Genomic DNA, 16,850 nt, shown 5'->3' on the forward strand with positions numbered 1-16,850 from the left:
AGAAGGAGAGAGACCGTGACCGCGTACAACGACGAATCCGGAACGGATGGCGCCCTGCGCCGCAGCCTCGGCGTCAGCCGCCGCCGCTTCCTCAGCACCTGCACCGCCGCTGCGGCAACGGCGATCGCCGCGCCCGCCTTCGGCGCGTCGCCGGCCTTCGCCCAGCCCGCTTCCCACAAGGGGCACGGCCACGGCCAGGCTCTGGTCCCGGCGGCGAAGAGAGGAATCATCCTGTACACCGTGCGCGACGCCACGGGCCGGGATCCGCTCAGCAGCGACCTTCCCTCGGGCTTCCGCGAGGTCTTCAAGGAACTGGCCCGCTATGGCTACAAGCAGGTCGAGTTCGCCGGGTACGGCCAGCACGCCAACGCACCCGGCGGAAGCAACCTCGAAACGGTGGAAGGCGCGAAGCTGCTGCGCTCGTGGCTGGACGAATACGGTCTGCGCGCCCAGGGCAACCACGGCTTCATCCCGTCGTCCTGGCCGCTGAACCAGAGCGACCTGGACCAGTTCAAGCGGACCCTCGAAATAGCGAACATCCTCGGCATGGACCACATGGGCACCGGTGGCGACCCCACCGGCAGTGCCTACCGTGCCGACTGGGACGTGGCCGCCGACAAGTGGAACTCGCTGGGGCAGATCGCTCATCGTGCGGGCATCAAGCTGTACACCCACAACCACGACGCGGCCTACGGCTTCCTGCTCGACGGCGGCCCGCTGGACGCACAGGGCCGGCCCACCCGCAGCTCCGGCATCCGCAAGCTCGAGTACTTCCTCAAGGTCACCGACCCGAAGACCGTATGGCTGGAGATGGACATCTTCTGGGCGCACGTCGCCCAGTACAAGTTCCACACCTACACCGCGCACGACGGATCGCAGCGGGAGAACATCTTCGACCCCGCGGCACTGGTGCGCTGCCACAACAAGCGTTACCCGCTGTTCCACGCCAAGGACGGCGTCGTCAACACCACCAGCGGCCAGGGCTACGACATGGTCCCCTTCGGTACCGGGGTCATCGACTACCGGACGTTCTTCCGCCGCGTCGGGGAGGCGAACTACCGCAACCCGATGGTCGAGCAGGACAACGCACCGAGCTCGACCGACCTCGCGCAGTCCCTGAACCATGCGCGGATCGGTTACGACAACCTGGCGGCGCTGCGCAAGTAGGACCATCGACGGCACCGGAGGGGCGGTCGGCGCCTCACCCCGAATTCCTGAAGACCGGGGAACAGCGCAAACGCCCGCCCGGTGACGTCAGGCACCGTACGCTCCACGGCAGTCACCAGGAGCGTACGGTGCCTGACCGGCACCCCGAACGGCGCGACCGACCCCGGGGCCGGTCGGCAATCCGCCGGCCGTTCTCGCCGAGACACACCGATGAGATCCAGAACCTCGTTGTAGTTACCGGTGTCGAACGCGTAGTTGAAGATGAAGATGAAGGGCAACGCACCATAGGCGAATCCGCCGTTCACGAAGCCGGTCCTCGCACCGCGCCGCTCCGGGAACCACTTGCCCACCATGTTGATGCAGGTTGCGTATATGAGCCCGGATCCCAGACCGCCGATCACGCCGAAGCCGCATATCGCGGCGAACACATTGTCCAGATGCGAGAGTGCGACGAAGCCGACGAGACAGAGTGCGGCTCCGACGAACATGGCCCGCCGCGCGGTGAGTATCCCCTTCTCGCGCAGCCACCCCGCGGGAAAGGCGATCCCCGCCTGGAAGAAGACCCAGACGCTCAGGATCCAGAAGGTATTGCTCTGCGTCCAGCCATGGGCTTCGGAGAGGGTGTCCTCCGCGGAGCCGTATGCGTACTCGGACACACTGATGGCCATCATCGCGATCCACGGCAGGTACACCATGAGCTTGCGGCTGTGACCGAGGAGATCCCGGTCCGTCTCACCGACGCGATAGACGCGGCCCTTGTTGTCAGTCACTTCCCGGAACGCGACACCTGGCGTGCCGTCCGGTCGTTCGTCCGTGCTCATGAGTCTCCCCTTGGCTTCGAAAGAACCTGGCCAGCGCCCCCTGTCCAAACTCTTCGTGCCTGGGAAGGGTCAGATCAGCAGCCCCGCGGCCCTTGCCCAGCGGTACTTCGCACCGAGTGCCGCGACCGGCTTCTCGGTGGTATAGGGGTAGGCCACGACGCCGCGCTCGAAGAGATACGCGCAGGCCTCCTCGACCTCGGTGTCACCGGCCAGCGACGCCACGACGGGCTTGACGATCCCGCGGTCCCGGAACTCCCGGACCACCCGGGCGGTCAGCTCGGCGAACACCATCGGCGGGGTGACGATCGTGTGCCAGTAGCCCAGGACCAGCGCATGGATGCGCGGGTCCTCCATGCGGAGCCCGCCCCGCCGACTTCCTGGACATCGGTGGTGGCGCCTCGGCCGACGTCATGGCCGACGGCCTGTCGGTGATTCTCTCCGACCCCGCCGTGAAATCCGTCTTCGTCAATGTCTTCGGAGGCATCACGGCCTGCGACGCGGTGGCCGACGGCATCGTCCGGGCCCTGGAGTCCGTACGCCTGACCAAACCGCTCGTCGTCCGCCTGGACGGCAACAACGCGGCCCGCGGCCGCGCGATCCTCGACGCACGTGCGCACCCCCTGGTCGAGCAGGCCGCCACGATGGACGGCGCCGCGCGCCGGGCGGCCCGGCGGGGGAGAGGCTGCCGGGGAATTTCCCCGACTATCACCTGATGCCCTGACCATCGGGCAACACCATGCGTACGCGAACGGCAACAGACCGTACGCGCGGCAGGGTGGAGTGCGCCGGATGGTGCCGACAGCGTCCGGCGCACCGCACTGACCACCGGAAACGCAGGTGAGAGGCACCCCGAACCCCTGGTATTGTTTTCCATGTCGCCGCGGGAAACCGGGGCCGACCACCTGGTCCGGGTGGCGGAATGGCAGACGCGCTAGCTTGAGGTGCTAGTGCCCTTTATCGGGCGTGGGGGTTCAAGTCCCCCCTCGGACACCAGCTGAGACCCCAGTTCATCTGGGGTCTTTCGCGTTTCCGGATGGTGGTGGGGGAACGGCCCCCGCGGAAATGTCACCGCGGGGGCGTTGCCGCAACCGGGCGAGGTCAGGCGTTGTCGCGCTCCTGCACCAGGTCGTTCACCCGGCCACGGACGACGAACCAGCCGCCGACCAGCGCCGCCGCGATCAGTGGCAGGCACAGCACGGTCGTACGGCCCACCCCGCCGCTCCACCACATCAGGAACACGACACCGGCGAGGAACGCCAGCGTGACGATCTGCGTGTACGGGGCCCAGGGCAGCCGGTACGAGGGGCGGGTGACCCTGCCGTCCTGCGAGCGGTGCCAGAACAGCAGCGAACAGAGCATGATCATGCCCCAGGTGCCGAGGATGCCGATCGACGCGAAGTTGAGGACGATCTCGAACGCCTGGCCCGGCACGACGTAATTGAGCACGACGCCCAGTACACCGAAACCGGCGGTCAGCAGGATGCCGCCGTAGGGCACCTGGCCCTTGTTCATCCGGCCGGTGAACCTGGGCGCGGAGCCCGCCAGCGCCATGGAGCGCAGGATGCGGCCGGTGGAGTACAGGCCGGAGTTCAGGCTGGAGAGCGCCGCGGTCAGCACGACCAGGTTCATCACACCGGCCGCGCCCGGGATACCGAGCTTGTCCATGACGGTGACGAAGGGGCTCTGGTCCGCCGAGTACGAGGTGTACGGCAGCAGGAGGGCCAGCAGCACCACCGAACCGACGTAGAAGAGACCGACACGCCACATGATCGAGTTGATCGCCTTGGGCATGATCTTCTCGGGGTTCTCCGTCTCACCCGCGGCTACGCCGCACAGTTCGACGGAGGCGTACGCGAACACGACGCCCTGGATCACCATCAGCATCGGGAGCATGCCGGTGGGGAAGATGCCGCCGCTGTCGGAGATGGTGGAGATACCCGGCGTGTGACCGTCCACCGGGTGCTGGGTGACCACCAGGAAGATGCCGATGAGCATGAAGGCCACCAGGGCGGAGACCTTGATGATCGCGAACCAGAACTCCATCTCGCCGAAGTACTTCACCGAGATGAGGTTGGCGGTGAGGACGACGGCGAGGGCGATCAGCGCGAGGATCCACTGCGGGATGTCGCTGAACATGGCCCAGAAATGGGCGTAGGTGGCGGCCGCGGTGATGTCGGCGACGGCGGTGGTCGACCAGTTCAGGAAGTACAGCCAGCCGGCCGCGAAGGCGCCCTTCTCACCCATGAACTCGCGGGCGTACGAGACGAAGGCGCCGGAGGAGGGCCGGTAGAGGACCAGCTCGCCGAGCGCGCGGACGACGAAGAAGGCGAAGACACCGCAGACCGCGTAGGCAACGGCGAGGGAGGGACCCGCACCGGCCAGCCGACCGCCCGCGCCCAGGAACAGGCCGGTGCCGATCGCGCCGCCGATGGCGATCATATTGATGTGACGGGACTTGAGGTCCTTGCTGTAACCGGCATCGCCGGCGTCCCGGTGGGGGGAGCCCGTCGCCGGTGGGGCGGCGGCGAGCGTATCGGCCGCAGTGGTGCGGTCACTCATGGAGGAGATTCGCCTTTGTGAGGGGAAGGTGGGCGGTCCCGGCATGGCGGCCAGGGAATCGTCACCGTGGCACGGCATGGCACATCATCCGGGAATCCTGCGATTTTGGCAGTGCCCCACATCACTCAGGAACAAATCTGAGGTACTTCAGAGGTTACGAGCCGGTATGCAAGAGGGGCACACGGGGGACGGGCCGGCCCGCTTGCCCGTGTCCCCGAGCCCGGTGAACGCCTCCTGGGCCTGTGGGAGGAGTTCGGGCGGGGCGTGGTCCACGAGGGGTTCCCGCGGCGGGTCGGTTCCGGGGACGGGGCGAGGCGGAGTGCCGGGGTCGTGGCACTTCGCCTCGCGTTGTCCGACTGTCCGCCGAAGGCGTCCCGCTACCGTGCCGCGGAAGCGATCAGCGGGTAGTGGTCGGAGAGGTTGGTGTACGTGTAGTCCGTGCCCCAGCTGGAGACGGTCCAGGGCGCGCTCTGCTCCTTGATCACCTCGTTCGTCCAGCCGGCCGGCTTCGCGTGCCCGGCGCGGTGCAGGACGTAGTCGAGGTCCTCGCGGGGGTCGTCGGGGTAGCGGTCGGCGGCGATCGAGTTGTCCTGGGTGTCGAAGGAGTACGCGTGCCCGGTGCGGACATCGGCTCCGGTCAGTCCGGCGTCGGTGAGCATCGACGCGTACTCGGGGGAGCGGGAGTCGACGTTCATGTCGCCTGCCACGATGACCTGTTCGGAAGCCGGGATGTTCTTGGCGTCGAGGAAGGCGTCGATCTGCTTGAACTGCCGGCTGCGCATCTGCGCCGCCTCGCCCGCCTTGCATCCGGAGTCGGTCGACTGCGCGTGGGTCCCCACCACATGGACCTTGGTGCCGTTGACGTTCAGTTCGGCGTAGACGAAGCCCTTGTTGGACCACCAGTCGCTGCCGCAGGCGTCCTTGTAGATGTACTGCTCCTTGCGGAGGATCGGCCACTTGCTCAGTACGGTGACCCCGCCGTCCTCCGGAGTGGTTGCCGAGTAGGCGCCACCCGTGGCATCCCAGCCGCTCTTGCTCCGGCCCATCACCGGTGTCTGATACGGGTATTGCGTGGAAGCGTTCCGCGCCAGCGCGTCGGAGGCGGAGTTGTCGAACGCCTCCTGGAGCACGACCACGTCATGGCCCTGGAAGAAGGACGCCTTCGGGATCTCCGCCGCTCGGTGGTCCTGCCCCCAGTTCGGGTAGAGGTTCTTGCTCATGAGGAACGTGTTGTACGTGAGCACCCGCAGGGGCGGGACGTCGGCCGCCGACGCCTGAGGGGCGTTGGTGATCAGCGTGACGGCGGCGAGCGCGGCGGACAGGGTCACAGCGGAGGTGCGGCGGAGCGCGGTGAGCGGCACGGGGTCTCCTGCTTCTGCTGATGGGGGGTGGAACAGGCGACACACATCCAATCAGCGGGAGTTACTCATGGGTAGATACCGGATGTCGGGAGTCTCTCCATCGGTGTACCAATGGTGGTGCGGACCCGCCGGACTCTTCCCCTCCGTTCTCGCGGTGTGAACGCCACCATGAGCCCCGGCGGGTCTGCGGACGACCGCCGGGCCGAGACCGCTGCCGCCGGTCCGGGACTCCTCGGCCCCTCCCGGCCGGCGTTCCACATTGCGCCACACCATCGTGACTGCTGCCGCCCGGTGCCCGCCCCGAACCTCACCCCGACTCCCCCTTTCGTCACGATCCGGTCTCGGAGACCCGGTGAGGTCTTGTTTTCGGCCATGTAATCGATTCCAATCGTCGCTGTAATCGATTCCACGGCTCTGGACCGCTGGTTTCGAGGCTCACGGAAACCACAAGGAGGTGGTCCGGAAATGGCGAGCATCAAGGATGTCGCGGCCGAGGCGGGAGTGTCCGTCGCCACGGTCTCCCGCGTTCTCAACAGCCATCCCTCCGTCAGCCCCGCCGCGCGCGGACGCGTCCTCGCCGCTGTCGACGTCCTCGGCTACCGGCCCAACGCCGTCGCCCGTTCGCTGCGCACCGATCAGACGCGCACCCTCGGCCTGGTCATCAGTGACGTACTCAACCCGTACTTCACCGAACTGGCCCGCTTCGTCGAGGAGGAGGCCCGCGCACTGGGCTACAGCGTCATCATCGGGAACGCCGACGAGCAGCCCGACCTGCAGGAACATCACATCCGCACACTCCTCGACCGCCGGATCGACGGACTCCTCGTCTCCCCGGCCGACGGAAGCTCCCCGCTCACGCCGGGCGCTGCGGGCAGCGGCACACCGATGGTCTTCGTGGACCGTTGGATCCAGGGTGTGGATGTCCCCGTGGTACGTGCCGACGGCCGAGACGCCATCCGGGACCTGGTCGCCCACCTGCACCGCCTCGGCCACCGCAGGCTCGCGATCATCGCGGGCCCGGCGGCCACCACCACGGGCAACGAGAGAGTCGAGGCCTTCCGCGAGGCGCTGCGTGAGCACGGACTCGCGCTGCCCGACGCCCACATCGGCCAGGGTGACTTCCAGGCGGACAGCGGGCGCCGCGCCACCGAGCGCTTTCTGGCCCTTCCCGAACCCCCCGAGGTCGTATTCGCCGCCGACAATCTGATGGCCCTCGGCGCGCTGGACGCGATCCGCGCACGCGGGCTGCGTGTCCCGCAGGACATCGGACTCGCGGCCTTCGACGACATCCCGTGGTTCCTGCACACCGACCCGCCGATCACGGCCATCGCCCAGCCGACCGGCGAACTCGGCCGAGCCGCCGTGCGGGCGCTGGTCGACCTCATCGAGGGACGGTCACCGCAGTCCGTCACCCTTCCCGCCCGCCTTGTCGTACGCAGTTCCTGCGGCGAGCACGCTTCGAACCCGAGGAGCAACCTGTGAGCACTCAGGACGAGTTGCTGCGCATCGAAGGCGTACGCAAGACCGAGGCGCGCGAACTGGGCATCGCACGGCTGCAGATGGTGGAGATCGCCAGGGCGCTCAGCCTCGACGCGTGCGTTCTGACCATGCCTACTCCGGCTCGCCCGGCGACAACACGAAGGCGGGCATGTCGCTGTCCATGCTCAACAACCCCTTCTTCGTACAGATGAAGACGGGCGCCCAGGCGGAGGCGAAGGCGGCCGAAGTCGCAGCCGAAGGAACTGGGCAAGATCACCGTGCAGAAAGCGGTGCGGGCCGCAGAGGACAAGAAGGTCGATAGCATGGCGAAGGTACCGGTTCAAGGTAGTCACCGAGAAGAATGTCGCCGACTTCTCCCGAACAGCGCCTGAGCAGCATCCGACCTCGGAAAGCAGGAACAATGCACGTCAACGACCACCACCAGTACGACCTGCTGGTTGTGGGCTCGGCCAACGCCGACCTGGTCGTCGGTGTCGAACGCCGTCCGGCACCCGGTGAGACCGTGCTCGGTTCCGATCTTGCCGTCCACCCGGGCGGCAAGGGAGGAAACCAAGCGGTGGCCGCCGCCCGCCTCGGAGCCGTCACCGCGCTGCTGGCACGGGTCGGCGATGACGCCCACGGCCGCATGCTGCTCGAATCGCAGCGGGCGGCCGGGGTGGACACCGAGGGCGTCCTCGTGGGCGGGGCACCGACCGGAGTCGCGCTGATCACCGTGGACCCCTCCGGCGACAACAGCATCGTGGTGTCGCCGGGGGCCAATGCCCGGCTGACCCCGGAGGACATCCGGGCGGCCGGACCCCTCTTCGAGGCGGCGCGGGTCGTGTCCGTACAGCTGGAGATTCCGCTGGAGACGGTTGCCGAGGTGGCTGGTGTCATGTCACCCGGTACCCGGCTGGTCCTGAACCCGTCCCCGCCCGCACCCCTGCCCGATCACGTGCTGGCCGCCTGCGACCCCTTGGTCGTCAACGAGCACGAGGCGCGCTACATGCTGGGGGAAGCCGCCGGCGCCACGCCTCAGGAGTGGGCGCGAGCGCTGCTGAAGCTCGGCCCGCAGTCGGTCGTGGTCACGCTGGGTGCGGCGGGCGCGCTCGTCGCCGACGGTCGTACGGGTGACGTCGTACCCGTACCGAGTCCCAAGGTCGAGGCTGTGGACACGACGGGGGCGGGCGATGCGTTCACCGCCGCCCTGGCCTGGCGGCTCGGCCTGGGAGAGCAACTCGCCGAGGCCGCCGCGTTCGCCGTCAGGGTCGGTGCGGCGGCCGTCACCCGGCAGGGCGCGCAGGAGTCCTACCCGAGCGCAGAGGAAGTCTCCGCGCTGTGAAGAAGGCAGGAATGCTCAACCGTCATCTTGCCGGGGCGCCGGCCGAGTTGGGCATGGTGACAAGGTACTGATCAGCTCGCGGTCATGACGCCGGGTTTCCGGCAGGCTCCCGGGCTCACGCCGGGGCGGCGCCGGGCGCGGCGTCGGCCGGACCGGTGCAGTCCGTCGTGCTGGAGCCGCGGACGAAGAGCTCCGGACCGAGTCGTACCGTGTGGCTCGGGCCGGCCTTCTCTCCGGCCAGCCGCCGGTCCAGCAACCGGGCGGCTTCCGCGGCCAGTTCGGCGACGGGTTGGCGGACGGTGGTCACGCCAGGGTCGGTGAGGCTCGCCATGGGGATGTCGTCGAAGCCGGTGACGGCGATCTCGCCGGGGACGTCCACTCCCAGCTGTCGCAGTCGTTGCAACGCACCGATGGCGATGAGGTCGTTGGCGCAGACGATGGCGTCCGGACGGTGCGCGCGGACCCGGTCCACCGCGGCCCGCCCCCACTCGACGGAGAATTCGCCGAGTTCGACACGTCCGGGCGCCCGCGGGTCCAGTGCGCCTGCGCCGGACTCGTACGCGGCGCGGCGTTCGACTGCCGCCGAGGCGGTGCCCGCCGCCCCGACGAAGCACGGACGGCGACGCCCCGCGGCCGCGAGGTGGTCCAGCACGAGCTTTATGCCGGCGGCGTTGTCGACGACCACGGAGTCGGCGACGCCGGGGCCGCAGCCTCGGTCCAGCAGTACCAGCGGCACCCGGGCCGCCGCGTCGGTCACCGCGGCCACGCTGCGCTTCTCGTCGACCGGGACGACCAGCAGGGCGTCGACCTGCCGGGCCAGCAAGGCGTTGATCCGGGCCGCTTCGGTCATCGGGTCGTCGTCGCAGTCGGCGAGAATCACGGCACGGTCGTGGACGTGCAGCGCGCGCGTCAGCTCCCGCACCAGAGTGGGGTAGAACGGGTTGGTGATCTGCGGCAGGACGAGGCCGATGGTGCCTGTCGAGCGGCTGCGCAGGGCACGGGCCACGTGGTTGGGCCGGTAGCCGAGACTGTCGGCGGCCGCGCGTACCCGCTGGGCGGTTTCCGCGCCGACCGGGCGGTTGCCGACGAGCACCCGGGACACCGTGGCGACGGAACAGCCCGCCAGGCGAGCCACGTCTCGCAGTGTTACTTCCGCCACTTCGGATCGCCTGCCTGTTCGTCTGGTCCGGCCGCGTGAAGCGGGCGGATACCCGCGGGGAGGCGGCAAACGTTATCACCGGCCTTTCCCCGTGCCCAGACTGCGATCCGCCACCCCAAAAGGGCCACAACGTGAGATAAGACTTCACCCATTGACATCGTGGGCGTCGGTGCGCAAAGTCTTCGGAGAACGATTTCCCAGATCGTTTTCCCACCGCGTGATCAAGGAAGAGTGCGCGGTACCTGCTCGTCTCGCTGCCCGCCCGCGGGTCGGCGCCGCATGCCGGCGCGGACCGCGACGGCGGTCGGGGACCGTGCCGGCGCACTCTGTGCAGTAGCCCTTTTGTGGCGCTGGCCGAGATCCATCTCAAACTGTTCAGCTGAGCGAAGGGGCTCTTCCGATGGCCAGAAAGATCATCCTCGACTGCGACCCCGGGCATGACGACGCGATCGCCATGCTCCTGGCGTACGGGAACCCGGATGTGGATCTGGTCGCCGTGACCACCGTGGTCGGCAACCAGACGCTGGAGAAGGTGACGCGCAACGCGTTGTCCGTGGCGCGTATCGCCGGTATCACCGGGATTCCCTTCGCCGCGGGATGTCCGCGGCCGCTGGTGCGGACCATCGAGACGGCGCCGGAGATCCATGGCGAGTCGGGACTCGACGGCCCGGCGCTGCCCGAACCGACCCTGGAGCTGGACCGACGTCACGCCGTGGACCTCATCATCGACACGGTGATGTCCCATGAGCCGGGCGAGATCACCATCGTCCCCACGGCCGGCCTGACCAACATCGCGCTCGCCGTACGCAAGGAGCCGCGCATCGCCTCCCGCGTCCGCGAGGTCGTGCTGATGGGCGGCGGCTACCACGAGGGCAACTGGAGCGCGGTCGCCGAGTTCAACATCATCATCGACCCGGAGGCCGCGCACATCGTCTTCAACGAGAGCTGGCCGGTCACCATGGTGGGTCTCGACCTGACCCACCAGGCGCTCGCGACCCCGGAGGTGCGGAAGAAGATCGCCGCGGTCGGCACCAAGCCGGCCGCGTTCGTGGGCGAGCTCCTCGACTTCTTCGGCGCCACCTACCTCGAGTCGCAGGGCTTCGAGCACCCTCCGGTGCACGACCCGTGCGCGGTCGCCTACGTCATCGACCCGACCGTCATGACGGTGCGCAAGGCCCCGGTGGACATCGAGCTCACCGGCGGGCTGACCCTCGGCATGACCGTGACCGACTTCCGGGCGCCCGCCCCGCCCGACTGCCACACCCAGGTCGCCGTCCAGCTCGACCACGAGCGCTTCTGGAACCTCGTCGTGGACGCCCTGACGCGGATTGGTGACGGCGCCGAATGAACGTCTTCACCAATACCCGAGCCGTCCCGGGCGGGCCGCCGCCGGTCACCGACCGGCGCCCGGTCCGGGTGGGCGTGCTGGTCGCCGCGCTCCTCGTGGCGTGCTTCGCCTTCCAGCTGAACGCCAGCATGCTCAGCCCGGCCCTGAAGAGCATCGAGGACAGTCTGGGCGCCACTACAGCCGAGATCGGGCTCACCCAGACCGCGTTCTTCACCTCGGCGGCCCTGTTCTCGCTGTTCCTGCCGAGGCTGGGCGATATCGTCGGCCGCCGCCGGGTGCTGGTCGCGATGATGGTGCTCATGGCAGTCGGCTGCGTGGTCGCCGCGCTGGCACAGAACGTGCCGATGCTGTTCGTCGGCCGCATCATCCAGGGCGCGTCCGGGCCTACGGTGCCGCTGTGCCTGATCATGCTGCGCGTCGAGGTCACCGAGCCGAAGAAGTACGGCACCCTGCTGGGCGTGATCACCGCCGTCAACGGTGGCATCGCCGGGATCGACTCCCTCGCCGGCGGGTTCCTCGCCGACAAGCACGGCTTCGCCTCGGTGTTCTGGGTGATGGCCGTAGTGGCGGCGATCGCCACGGTTCTGGTCGCCACCATGACGCCGGAGTCCAAGGCGGCCGCCGCGTCCCGGATGGACTGGCCCGGCGTCACACTCCTGGTCGTCTCGGTCGGAGCACTGCTGATCGCGCTGAACGAGGCCGGAAAGCTCGGCGCCGCGAACTGGCTGCTCTTCGCCGTCCTTGTCGTCGTGGCCGCGATCGCCTTCGCCCTGTTCTGGCGGACCGAGGGCAGGAGCGGGCACCCGCTGGTCGCAACCCGGCACCTGCGGCAGCGCGCGACCTGGGCGACGCTGCTGACCACCGTGCTCACCATGACCGGCGTGTTCGCCGTCATGAACGGGCTGATCCCGGCGTTCGCCCAGGACACACACGCCGGGCTCGGCATGTCCGCCGAACAGTCCGCGTGGTGGACGCTCACGCCGTACGCGCTGGCCGGGCTTGCCATGGGTCCCGTCGCCGGCCGACTCGCCGCCACCTTCGGCTATCGCCGCATCCTGCGTCTGGGCCTGATCGGTGCGGCCGCCTCCGTCGTCCTGATGATTTTCACCCTGGGCGACCCGTCGCGTGCCCTGCTGCTCGTGGCCTCGCTACTGGTCGGCATCACCTACGCGGGCGTGGGCAACATCATGCTCAACGGCCTCGGTATCGTGCTGTCCCCGCGCGAGAACCCCGGATTCCTGCCCGGGTTGAACGCCGGTGCGTTCAACCTCGGTGCCGGGCTCAGTTTCGCGGCGCTCTACGCGGTCCAGACGGCGGTCCAGCCCGCCGACCCGGCATCACCCGACGGCTACGTCGCCAGCATGATCGCCGGCGTGGTCATGCTGGGCCTCGCCACCGTGGCGTCCTTCCTGATCCCCAAGCCGGTGGCGGCGGAAGACGGAGTCTGACGGCTGCTGCTGCCCCGGCGTGACACTGTCGACGCCGGGGCAGCAGGATCAGCTCGGCCGGCAGACCGCTGAGTTCCCGGGGCTGTTCACGGCACGCTGAGCGAACGTCCTGTTCCTGTGCGGGGTCTTCTTCTGATGAAGGCCGGCAGAGACCAGGCACGCGAATCGCGGACGACGGGTCTGCGCGGTGGTCACCCGTGGTCTCTGGCGCGATCACCACGCAGTCCGCGCAGCTGATGGGCCGCATCCCTCTTCGGGATCGGCCCATCACGTGTATGCACTGACACAGACGGTGAGGATTCCGGTGAACCGTCGACAGCACTGACACCCCCTCACCCAACCCATCCCTCTCGTGCCTCGGGCCGGCCCGTACGCGCCACGGTGTCGACCCCTCAAGGCAGATCCGTACTCCGTGACCCGGTGGCGGGCTCGGCCGGTGCAAGGCCATCCACTCCGTGGCCGCGCCCGACGAAGATCTGTTTGGATGAGGGAACGCACCATCAGTAACACCCGGTGGCCGTTGCTTTGGGGCGGGCGTGACGTAGCGTTGCCCTTTTGGCGGTGTTCGGAAGAGCACCGCAAGGCACCGTTGTGCCCTCATCAGTCATGGGGCACCGAGGGGTATTGGGATGAAGCTCTGCTTCCTCGTCGAAGAGCTGTACCGGCATGACGGCATGCCGCTTGACGTGGTCCGGCGACTGTCGTCGTGGGGACACCAGGTGGACGTGGTGCGCCCCGGCGGCTCACTGCTGCGGATCTCGGAAGAGGTGCGGGCGGGGACCCATGACGCCTGGGTACTCAAGACTGTGTCCGGCGGGCCCGGGCTCACCCTTCTGGAGGCCGCGGCGGCCGTGGGTCTGACCACGGTGAACGATGCGCGGTCGATCCGCGCGGTGCGCGACAAGGTCCTCACATCGGTCATCGCGCGGCAGCACGGGCTACCGGTTCCGGTGACCTATTCGGCACCCAGGGCCACGCTGTTCGCGGATGTCCCCGACGAGCTCTTCCCTCTGGTGGTCAAGCCCGCCGATGGCAGCTCGGGGCGGGGGGTGCGGCTCGTGCCGGATCCCGGGCATCTGGCGGAGGCGGAGCGGGCGGGGGAGGGCCAACTGATCGCCCAGCCCTACGTGCCCAACCCCGGTTCCGATCTGAAGGTCTACTGTCTCGCGGGCGAGTTCCACGCGACCTTGCGCCGCTCTCCGCTCCATCCGGACGGGCCGGTCGAGGAGAGAGCCGTCCCTCTGTCCGCCGAGGTGGCCGCAGTGGCGGGGAAGGTGGGAGCGGTCTTCGGCCTCGACCTGTACGGCATCGACGTGGTGCTCGGCCCCGACGGTCCCGTGATCGTCGACATCAATGACTTCCCGAGTTTCCGTCAGGTCCCCGATGCCGTATCCCGGTTGGCCGGGGCCGTCCTCGACCTGGCCAGGACGGGCGGCACAGCCAGGACGGGCGTGCCCGCCTTCGCTCCGCGCATTCCCGCCCAGCCGCAGACCCCCCACGGACAGCCCCACCCGCACCCCGAAGCGGACATGCTCGCGGCCGCACCGGGAGCCGCCCAGATATGAGGGTGTGTCTGCTGACCGACAAGCCGGCTCATCCGCTGCTTGCTGCAGCCTCTTCCGTACTGATCGAGACGGAGCACCGGGTGACGTTCCTGAACCCGGACACCGGGGCCGGATCCCCGTCGGAACTGGTGATCCCGGATGATCTCGCCGACGTCTACCTCCTCAAGGCTCATACCCCCCGGGCGCTGGAGCTTGCCCGATTCCTCGAAGCGCACGGTGCCAGGGTGGTGAACTCCGCCGCCGCGACGGAGTTGTGCCAGGACAGGAGCCGGATCGCCACCGTGGCCGATGGCGCGGGACTACCGATGCCCCGGACCAGGACCCTGGACACGCTGTCCGAATCCCTCCATGGGGCGGAGCGGCCGGAGAGCGGCTATCCGCTCATGGTCAAGAGTCGCCACAGCCGGCGCGCGGACCTGGTCGCCCGCGTGGACGGTCCGGCCGAGCTGCGGGGCCTTGCCGCCAAGTGGTCCGACGAGCCGGTCGTCCTCCAGGAGTTCGTCGCGAACAGCGGCTGGGACCACAAGCTGTGGGTGATCGCGGGGGAGGTGTTCGCGGGGGTGCGCCCCGCACCGGTCGGCGCCCCGCCGGACGGTGCGCAGTCCGCGCCACTGGTCCGTGACCTGCCGCGGGCCTGGACCCAACTCGCCCTCGACATGGGAGAGGTCTTCGGCCTGGACGTCTACGGTGTCGACCTGCTGGACCGCGAGGGGGCGCCCGTCGTCGTCGACATCAACGCCTTCCCGGGCATCCGCGGACCGAAGGGCGCCCCTGCGGCGCTGGCAGCCCTGGCACTGCGACGTCCCCGGCCCGGCCCTCCCGCCTACGAGGCCTGACACACCCCGGCCTCCACCAGGAACTCGCTCGGGGCGCCCGACCACGACACATGCAGCCCGAACACCGGCCTCCAGCAGATCCACGGCCTCCACGCACGTGCCGAGGTAGGTGCGGAGCCTGTCGGCGCTGAGCCGATCACGGGTGGAGGGCAAGTGTCCCTGGTGGGGCGATCTTCAGTCCAGCGGCGGCGGTACGGAGGCGCTCGGGGCGCCTCTTTCCGGTCACGGGCCACGGGTCACGGGTCACGGGTCAAGGCCGGTCTACGGCGAGGGCACCGCCAGGACGCACACGGAACACACCGCCCACACCGTCTTGCCCGGTCCGTCCGCGCACGGGTACCAGCCCCAGCGGTCCGCGAGCGCGGCCACCAGGAGCAGGCCGCGGCCTCCCTCTCCGCCTCCGTCCCCGTCCGGGGTGTCCGATGGCTCGGTGAGGGCAGGGACCTTCTCGCCGCGGGTGTCGGTGACCTCGACGCGCAGGGTGGTGCCCTCGGCGGACAGGCGCAGGCGGAAGTCGCGGCCGGGCACGAGGCCGTGGCTTACGGCGTTGGCGCTCAGCTCGGCGACGATCAGCGTCACCGTGTCGTGCGTGTCGCTGCCGTACGGGACACCCCACGCGTCGAGCCGTTCGCCGGCCAGGCGCCGGGCGAGACGGGCACCGCGGGGCGTGGAGCTGAAGCGCATCGAGAAGTGGTGCCAGGGGAAACGGGGTTGGGCGGTGGGAAGTGGGCGCAAGGGGAGGGGGGGATTGCTCGTCATGGCTCTACGGTGTCGCTCGGTGGCGTAGCGTGACCAGGGGTGACGCGCCGTCGCGGACTGCTTGTACGCGGAGGCGTTCGGCGTGTACGTGCGTGGGTGCGTGGAACAGGCGGTGGCGATGACGGTGATACGGGGCGACGCGGACGCGGACATGGGGGCGAGCTCCGGTGTGGAGTCCGGGAAGCGGCCGGAGGACGAGCCGGGGGCGGGGGTGATGGCCGCGTTCGGACGGCAGTTGAAGCTGTTACGTCTGCGGGCAGGGCTGGACCGGACGGAGTTCGGGAAACGGGTGGGCTACGCGGCACAGTCCGTCGCGTCGTTCGAGCAGGGGCGGCGGATTCCGCAGCCCGAGTTCATCGACAAGGCGGACGCGGTGCTGGAGGCCGGGGGCTTGTTGCTGGCGTTGAAGGAGGAGGTTGCGCGGGCGCAGTACCCGCCGTTCTTCCGGGACATGGCGCGGCTGGAGGCGGAGGCGATCACCCTTCACGTGTACGCAACGATGGCTGTGCCGGGCCTGTTGCAGACAGAGGAATACGCGCACGCCGTGTTTGCCGTGCGGCGGCCGCTTCTCGATGAGGAGACGATCGAGCAACGCGTATCGGCACGCTTGGCGCGCCAGGCCATCTTTGCTCGGAAACCGATGCCAACTCTGAGTTTCGTGATCGAGGAGTCGGTGCTGCGGCGCCCGGTCGGGGGCTGGGGCGTGCAACGCGGCCAACTGGAACAGATCATTCTCCACGGCCACCGGCGGAACGTGGAGATCCAGATTATGCCGACCGATCGGCAGGAACACTGCGGGCTTGCGGGACCGTTCACCTTGATCGAAAAACGCGACGGGCGGAGGATGGCGTACGTTGAGGTTCAGCGAGACAGCCGTCTGCACACCGAGCGAGCGGTTGTGCGGGATGTGGAGGAGCAGTACGGCATCATCCGAGCTCAGGCTCTGACACCGAGTGAATCGCTGGATGCCGTCAAGGGACTCCTGGGAGAGGGATGATGGGTCGGA

General features: G+C 68.8%; 13 protein-coding genes, 1 tRNA gene and 3 pseudogenes. 11 read left to right on the forward strand and 6 right to left on the reverse strand.

The genetic code is table 11. The features are described 5' to 3' along the window. Positions 1-15: 15 nt before the first annotated feature. Positions 16-1,167, forward strand: coding sequence for a sugar phosphate isomerase/epimerase family protein (locus tag ACFVYE_RS07810; protein ID WP_389604581.1), 1,152 nt, complete (start codon positions 16-18; stop codon positions 1,165-1,167). A gap of 203 nt (positions 1,168-1,370) precedes the next feature. On the opposite strand, the pseudogene ACFVYE_RS07815 reads toward ACFVYE_RS07810, so the two are convergent. After that, positions 1,371-1,988 (reverse strand): annotated as a pseudogene (locus ACFVYE_RS07815) (MFS transporter); the annotation flags it as partial. A 69-nt stretch (positions 1,989-2,057) separates the two neighbouring features. Beyond that, positions 2,058-2,348, reverse strand: a pseudogene (locus tag ACFVYE_RS07820) (CoA-binding protein); the annotation flags it as partial. On the opposite strand from ACFVYE_RS07820, the pseudogene ACFVYE_RS07825 reads away from it, so the two are divergent. Continuing rightward, positions 2,342-2,701 (forward strand): annotated as a pseudogene (locus tag ACFVYE_RS07825) (hypothetical protein); the annotation flags it as partial. The pseudogenes ACFVYE_RS07820 and ACFVYE_RS07825 overlap by 7 nt on opposite strands. Positions 2,702-2,893: 192 nt before the next feature. Then, positions 2,894-2,981, forward strand: a tRNA-Leu gene (locus ACFVYE_RS07830). A 105-nt stretch (positions 2,982-3,086) separates the two neighbouring features. Here the strand turns inward: ACFVYE_RS07830 and ACFVYE_RS07835 are convergent. Both ACFVYE_RS07835 and sph read right to left on the reverse strand, forming a co-directional pair. Then, positions 3,087-4,547 (reverse strand): amino acid permease, encoded by a 1,461-nt coding sequence (locus ACFVYE_RS07835; protein ID WP_389604583.1) that lies wholly within the window; start codon positions 4,545-4,547, stop codon positions 3,087-3,089. 377 nt (positions 4,548-4,924) lie between these two features. Next, a complete protein-coding gene (sph, locus tag ACFVYE_RS07840; protein ID WP_389604585.1) occupies positions 4,925-5,908 on the reverse strand; it encodes a sphingomyelin phosphodiesterase in 984 nt (327 codons plus the stop codon). Between the two features lie 465 nt (positions 5,909-6,373). Between sph and ACFVYE_RS07845 the strand changes: the two genes are divergently transcribed. From ACFVYE_RS07845 to ACFVYE_RS07855, 3 genes are all read left to right on the forward strand, one after another. Continuing rightward, the gene (locus ACFVYE_RS07845; protein WP_383961990.1) at positions 6,374-7,390 is read left to right on the forward strand and encodes a LacI family DNA-binding transcriptional regulator; all 1,017 of its coding nucleotides are present in this window, start codon (positions 6,374-6,376) and stop codon (positions 7,388-7,390) included. Positions 7,391-7,502: 112 nt separating this feature from the next. Further along, positions 7,503-7,709: a hypothetical protein gene (locus ACFVYE_RS07850; protein ID WP_383961992.1), complete on the forward strand. Its 207-nt coding sequence runs from the start codon at positions 7,503-7,505 to the stop codon at positions 7,707-7,709. A 99-nt stretch (positions 7,710-7,808) separates the two neighbouring features. Continuing rightward, on the forward strand, positions 7,809-8,729 hold the full coding sequence (locus tag ACFVYE_RS07855) for a ribokinase (RefSeq protein ID WP_383961996.1): 921 nt from the start codon (positions 7,809-7,811) through the stop codon (positions 8,727-8,729). 115 nt (positions 8,730-8,844) lie between these two features. Here the strand turns inward: ACFVYE_RS07855 and ACFVYE_RS07860 are convergent, their stop codons facing one another. Then, positions 8,845-9,864, reverse strand: a complete 1,020-nt coding sequence (locus ACFVYE_RS07860; RefSeq protein WP_383961999.1) for a LacI family DNA-binding transcriptional regulator — start codon at positions 9,862-9,864, stop codon at positions 8,845-8,847. Positions 9,865-10,288: 424 nt separating this feature from the next. On the opposite strand from ACFVYE_RS07860, the gene ACFVYE_RS07865 reads away from it, so the two are divergent. The 4 genes from ACFVYE_RS07865 to ACFVYE_RS07880 all read left to right on the forward strand — a co-directional run bounded on the left by ACFVYE_RS07865 (position 10,289) and on the right by ACFVYE_RS07880 (position 15,085). Then, positions 10,289-11,236, forward strand: a complete 948-nt coding sequence (locus ACFVYE_RS07865; protein WP_383962002.1) for a nucleoside hydrolase — start codon at positions 10,289-10,291, stop codon at positions 11,234-11,236. Beyond that, a complete protein-coding gene (locus ACFVYE_RS07870) occupies positions 11,233-12,684 on the forward strand; it encodes an MFS transporter (RefSeq protein ID WP_383962004.1) in 1,452 nt (483 codons plus the stop codon). The genes ACFVYE_RS07865 and ACFVYE_RS07870 overlap by 4 nt, the downstream gene beginning before the upstream one ends. Before the next feature lie 629 nt (positions 12,685-13,313). Further along, positions 13,314-14,249, forward strand: coding sequence for a RimK family alpha-L-glutamate ligase (locus ACFVYE_RS07875; protein ID WP_389604589.1), 936 nt, complete (start codon positions 13,314-13,316; stop codon positions 14,247-14,249). Next, positions 14,246-15,085 carry a RimK family alpha-L-glutamate ligase gene (locus ACFVYE_RS07880; RefSeq protein WP_389604591.1) on the forward strand — a complete coding sequence of 280 codons (840 nt, stop codon included), beginning with the start codon at positions 14,246-14,248 and terminating at the stop codon, positions 15,083-15,085. The genes ACFVYE_RS07875 and ACFVYE_RS07880 overlap by 4 nt, the downstream gene beginning before the upstream one ends. 261 nt (positions 15,086-15,346) lie before the next feature. Here the strand turns inward: ACFVYE_RS07880 and ACFVYE_RS07885 are convergent, their stop codons facing one another. Beyond that, a complete protein-coding gene (locus tag ACFVYE_RS07885; protein WP_383962013.1) occupies positions 15,347-15,844 on the reverse strand; it encodes an ATP-binding protein in 498 nt (165 codons plus the stop codon). A gap of 151 nt (positions 15,845-15,995) precedes the next feature. On the opposite strand from ACFVYE_RS07885, the gene ACFVYE_RS07890 reads away from it, so the two are divergent. Then, positions 15,996-16,841: a helix-turn-helix domain-containing protein gene (locus ACFVYE_RS07890; protein WP_383962031.1), complete on the forward strand. Its 846-nt coding sequence runs from the start codon at positions 15,996-15,998 to the stop codon at positions 16,839-16,841. Positions 16,842-16,850 lie beyond the last annotated feature (9 nt).

Source organism: Streptomyces sp. NPDC058239 (assembly GCF_042882185.1).
In the GTDB taxonomy this organism is placed as follows: Bacteria; Actinomycetota; Actinomycetes; order Streptomycetales; family Streptomycetaceae; genus Streptomyces.

Coding starts and splice junctions, on each gene's coding strand:
- ACFVYE_RS07835 (WP_389604583.1), bottom strand. CDS start 4,547: ATGAGTGACCGCACCACTGCGGCCGATACGCTCGCCGCCGCCCCACCG.
- ACFVYE_RS07845 (WP_383961990.1), top strand. CDS start 6,374: ATGGCGAGCATCAAGGATGTCGCGGCCGAGGCGGGAGTGTCCGTCGCC.
- ACFVYE_RS07855 (WP_383961996.1), top strand. CDS start 7,809: ATGCACGTCAACGACCACCACCAGTACGACCTGCTGGTTGTGGGCTCG.
- ACFVYE_RS07865 (WP_383962002.1), top strand. CDS start 10,289: ATGGCCAGAAAGATCATCCTCGACTGCGACCCCGGGCATGACGACGCG.
- ACFVYE_RS07870 (WP_383962004.1), top strand. CDS start 11,233: ATGAACGTCTTCACCAATACCCGAGCCGTCCCGGGCGGGCCGCCGCCG.
- ACFVYE_RS07875 (WP_389604589.1), top strand. CDS start 13,314: ATGAAGCTCTGCTTCCTCGTCGAAGAGCTGTACCGGCATGACGGCATG.
- ACFVYE_RS07880 (WP_389604591.1), top strand. CDS start 14,246: ATGAGGGTGTGTCTGCTGACCGACAAGCCGGCTCATCCGCTGCTTGCT.
- ACFVYE_RS07885 (WP_383962013.1), bottom strand. CDS start 15,844: ATGACGAGCAATCCCCCCCTCCCCTTGCGCCCACTTCCCACCGCCCAA.
- ACFVYE_RS07890 (WP_383962031.1), top strand. CDS start 15,996: ATGGGGGCGAGCTCCGGTGTGGAGTCCGGGAAGCGGCCGGAGGACGAG.